The organism is Ramlibacter sp. (assembly GCF_028292805.1).
In the GTDB taxonomy this organism is placed as follows: Bacteria; Pseudomonadota; Gammaproteobacteria; order Burkholderiales; family Burkholderiaceae_C; genus Ramlibacter.
The window spans coordinates 1-3,827 of the sequence record NZ_JAQGLS010000029.1 but is presented as its reverse complement, the minus strand read 5'-3'; the positions used below and the strand labels follow the sequence as shown (position 1 = coordinate 3,827).

General features: G+C 68.7%; 3 protein-coding genes. All 3 read left to right on the top strand.

Going from position 1 to position 3,827, the window contains the following annotated elements:
* Positions 1-1,097 (top strand): sigma 54-interacting transcriptional regulator (locus JWP65_RS01415; RefSeq protein ID WP_299759642.1); only part of this gene is annotated, 1,097 nt, incomplete at its 5' end.
* Positions 1,078-1,680, top strand: a complete 603-nt coding sequence (ampD, locus tag JWP65_RS01410) for a 1,6-anhydro-N-acetylmuramyl-L-alanine amidase AmpD (RefSeq protein ID WP_299759640.1) — start codon at positions 1,078-1,080, stop codon at positions 1,678-1,680. The genes JWP65_RS01415 and ampD, both read left to right, overlap by 20 nt.
* Positions 1,681-1,997: 317 nt before the next feature.
* Positions 1,998-3,827: ribonucleoside-diphosphate reductase subunit alpha (locus JWP65_RS01405; RefSeq protein WP_299759638.1), on the top strand; the 1,830-nt coding region annotated here is incomplete at its 3' end.

Genomic DNA, 3,827 nt, shown 5'->3' with positions numbered 1-3,827 from the left:
AGTTCCGCGCCGTCGTGGCTTCCGCCGTGCAGGAGACGGCGGCCGCGCGCGGCCGCCCCCCCGGACGCGCCGCCGTGGCCAGCCCGGCGCTCGCAACGCCTTCGGGCAGCGCCGCGCTGCAGCGGCTGGTGGGCGACTCGGCGCCGATGCGGCAGGTCAAGGAACGCATCGCCAAGGTGGCGCGCAGCATGGCGCCGGTGCTGGTGCGCGGCGAGTCCGGCACCGGCAAGGAGCTGGCGGCGCGGGCCCTGCATGCCTGCAGCCACCGCGCCGACGGCGCCTTCATCGCCGTCAACTGCAGCGCGATCCCGGAAACCCTGCTGGAAGCCGAGTTCTTTGGCGCCCGCAAGGGCTCGTACACCGGCGCCACCGCCGACCGCGAAGGCTATTTCCAGGCCGCGCGCGGCGGCACGCTGTTCCTGGACGAGATCGGCGACCTGCCTTTGCCCATGCAGTCCAAGCTGCTGCGGGCGATCCAGGAGCGCCAGGTGCGCGCGCTCGGCTCCACCCAGGAAGACGCGGTGGACGTTCGCATCGTCAGCGCCACCCACCGCGACCTGGCCGCCGACGTGCAGGCCGGACGGTTCCGGCAGGACTTGTTCTACCGCCTGAACGTGATCGAGATCCTGCTGCCGCCGCTGCGCGAGCGGCGCGAAGACCTGGCGGCGTTGTGCGAGGCACTGCTGGCGCGCATCGCCCACGAGTCGGGGATGGCGGCGCCGCACCTGTCGCCGCAGGTGGTGCAGCAGCTGCAGGAGCATCCGCTGCCGGGCAACGTGCGCGAACTGGAGAACCTGCTGCACCGCGCGCTGGCCCTGTCCGACGGCACCCAGCTGCAGGTGGATTTCGCGCCCTCTTCGGTTGCCGTCACGGCAGCGGAGCCGGCCGGCGTGGCGGCGGCGCCGACCGACCTGCAAGCCTGGCTGGACCAGCAGGAGCGCGACATCCTGGTCAAGGCGCTGCGCGACACCGGCTTCAACCGCACGGCGGCGGCGCAAAAGCTGGGCCTGAGCCTGCGCCAGATCCGCTACCGCATCGCGCGGCTGGCCATCGCCACGCCCGGCAGCGACGACTCCGATGAGCCCGAAGCCGGCTGAAGCCCCGGCGCCGCAGGACGCTCTGTGGCGCCACGGCTGGTACCGGTTCGCCCGCCGCTGCGATTCGCCCAACTTCGGCCCGCGCCCGGCCGGCGCGCAAGTCGACCTGGTCGTGGTGCACTCCATCAGCCTGCCGCCCGGTGTCTACGGCGGCGACGAAGTGCGGCAGCTGTTCACCAACGCGCTGGACTGGAACGCCCACCCGTACTTCAAGACCATCGCGGGCATGCAGGTGTCGGCCCACTTCTTCGTGCGCCGCGACGGCGCGCTGTGGCAGTTCGTCAGCTGCGACCAGCGCGCCTGGCATGCCGGCGCCTCCAGCTACCGCGGCCGGGACAACTGCAACGACGACTCGGTCGGGATCGAACTGGAAGGCCTGGAAGGCGAGGCCTTCGAGCCGGCGCAGTACGAGGCGCTGGGCGCGCTGTGCGCCAGCCTGGCGCAACGCTATCCGGTGCGCCACGTCGCCGGCCACGAGCACATCGCGCCGGGGCGCAAGGCGGATCCGGGGGCGGGGTTCGACTGGGATGAGTTGCGGCGGCAGCTGGGGTGGCCGGATGCCAGCTTCCCCACTTTTTCGTAGTCTGGGTCACCGCAGGGCACCAGCTCTTCGAGCGCCGCCAAGCTGGGTGCGGTCTGGCCTTACCGCCAGCCTGCAAGTTGCTGCCCGGCAACGCATCCGCAGCAGCGCCTTGCGGCTTGCGTGAAGCACGTCACGAACGCGCCCGCGGGCCACAGGCTGCCAACAAGCTGTCCACAGGTTTGTGCACCTGGGACTTGGCTCCAAACGCTACCTATAGCGCTTGTCATGCAGTTTGGCACTAGATATAGTGGTTTGACGCGTGCGGGACGATTACACTTCGTCCCCTCCCGAAGAACAATCCGCAGCCGAGGTAAGCAATGCAAACTGCCCTGAACACTCCCTCCGTTCCTGGCCATGGCGCCATTGGCGCCGCCCCGCAGCCGGGCACTGGCACCGCCGCCAGCAGCCCGCTGGCCCACTACCAGATCATCCGCCGCAACGGCGCCGTCGTCCCGTTCGCGCCCGACAAGATCGCCATCGCCATGATGAAGGCGTTCCTGGCCGTGCACGGCACCCAGGGCGCCGCCTCCGCCAGCGTGCGCGAGCAGGTCGAGCAACTGACGCAGGCCGTGGTGAAGGCGCTGGTGCGCTCGCGCCCGGGCGGCGGCACCTTCCACATCGAGGACGTGCAAGACGCCGCCGAACTCGGCCTGATGCGCAGCGGCCACCATGAAGTGGCGCGTGCCTACGTGCTGTACCGCGAGCGCCGCGCCCAGGAGCGCGCCAAGCAGGTCCAGCACGAGACGCCGGCTACGCCCAAGTTCCACGTGCTCGACGCCGGCCAGCGCGTGCCGCTCGACCTGGACGGCCTGCAGGCGCTGATCGTCTCGGCCTGCGCAGGCCTGGGCAGCGACGTCAAGCCGGACCCGATCGCCGCCGAGACCATGCGCAACCTGTACGACGGCGTGCCGCTGGACGAGGTCTACAAGGCCTCCATCCTGGCCGCCCGCACGCTGATCGAGAAGGAACCCGACTACACCTTCGTCACCGCGCGCCTGCTGCTGCACACGATCTTCAAGGAAGTGGTCGGCCGCGAGGTGGCGCCGGCCGAGCGCGCCGAAGCCTACGCCGACAACTTCCCGCTGTACATCAAAAAGGGCGTCGACAACGAGCTGCTGGACGAAAAGCTGCTGCAGTACGACCTCAAGCGCCTGGGCGCCGCCCTGAAGTCCGACCGCGACCTGAAGTTCGACTACCTGGGCCTGCAGACCCTGTACGACCGCTACTTCCTGCACGTGCGCAAGAGCCGCATCGAGCTGCCACAGGCCTTCTTCATGCGCGTGGCCATGGGCCTGTCGCTCAACGAGATCGACCGCGAAGCCCGTGCCATCGAGTTCTACGAAGTGCTGTCGAGCTTCGACTTCATGTCGTCGACGCCCACACTGTTCAACAGCGGCACGCTGCGCTCGCAGTTGTCCTCCTGCTACCTCACGACGGTGCCGGACGACCTCGACGGCATCTACGAATCGATCAAGGAAAACGCCCTGCTGTCCAAGTTCGCCGGCGGCCTGGGCAACGACTGGACGCGCGTGCGCGCCCTCGGCTCGCACATCAAGGGCACCAACGGCGAGTCCCAGGGCGTGGTGCCGTTCCTGAAGGTGGTCAACGACACGGCCGTGGCCGTCAACCAGGGCGGCAAGCGCAAGGGCGCCGTCTGCGCCTACCTGGAAACCTGGCACCTGGACGCCGAGGAATTCCTGGAGCTGCGCAAGAACACCGGGGACGATCGCCGCCGCACGCACGACATGAACACGGCCAACTGGATTCCCGACCTGTTCATGCGCCGCGTGATGGAAAAGGGCGAGTGGACGCTGTTCTCGCCGTCCAACGTGCCCGACCTGCACGACAAGTTCGGCGCCGACTTCGAAAAGGCCTACGTGGCCTACGAAGAGAAGGCGAAGCGCGGCGAGATCAAGCCGAGCAAGACCATCGCCGCCAACGACCTGTGGCGCAAGATGCTCTCGATGCTGTTCGAGACCGGCCATCCGTGGATCACGTTCAAGGATGCCTGCAACGTGCGCTCGCCCCAGCAGCATGCCGGCGTCGTGCACTCGTCCAACCTGTGCACCGAGATCACGCTCAACACCAGCGACACCGAAACGGCTGTCTGCAACCTGGGTTCGGTGAACCTGCTGCAGCACCTGAAG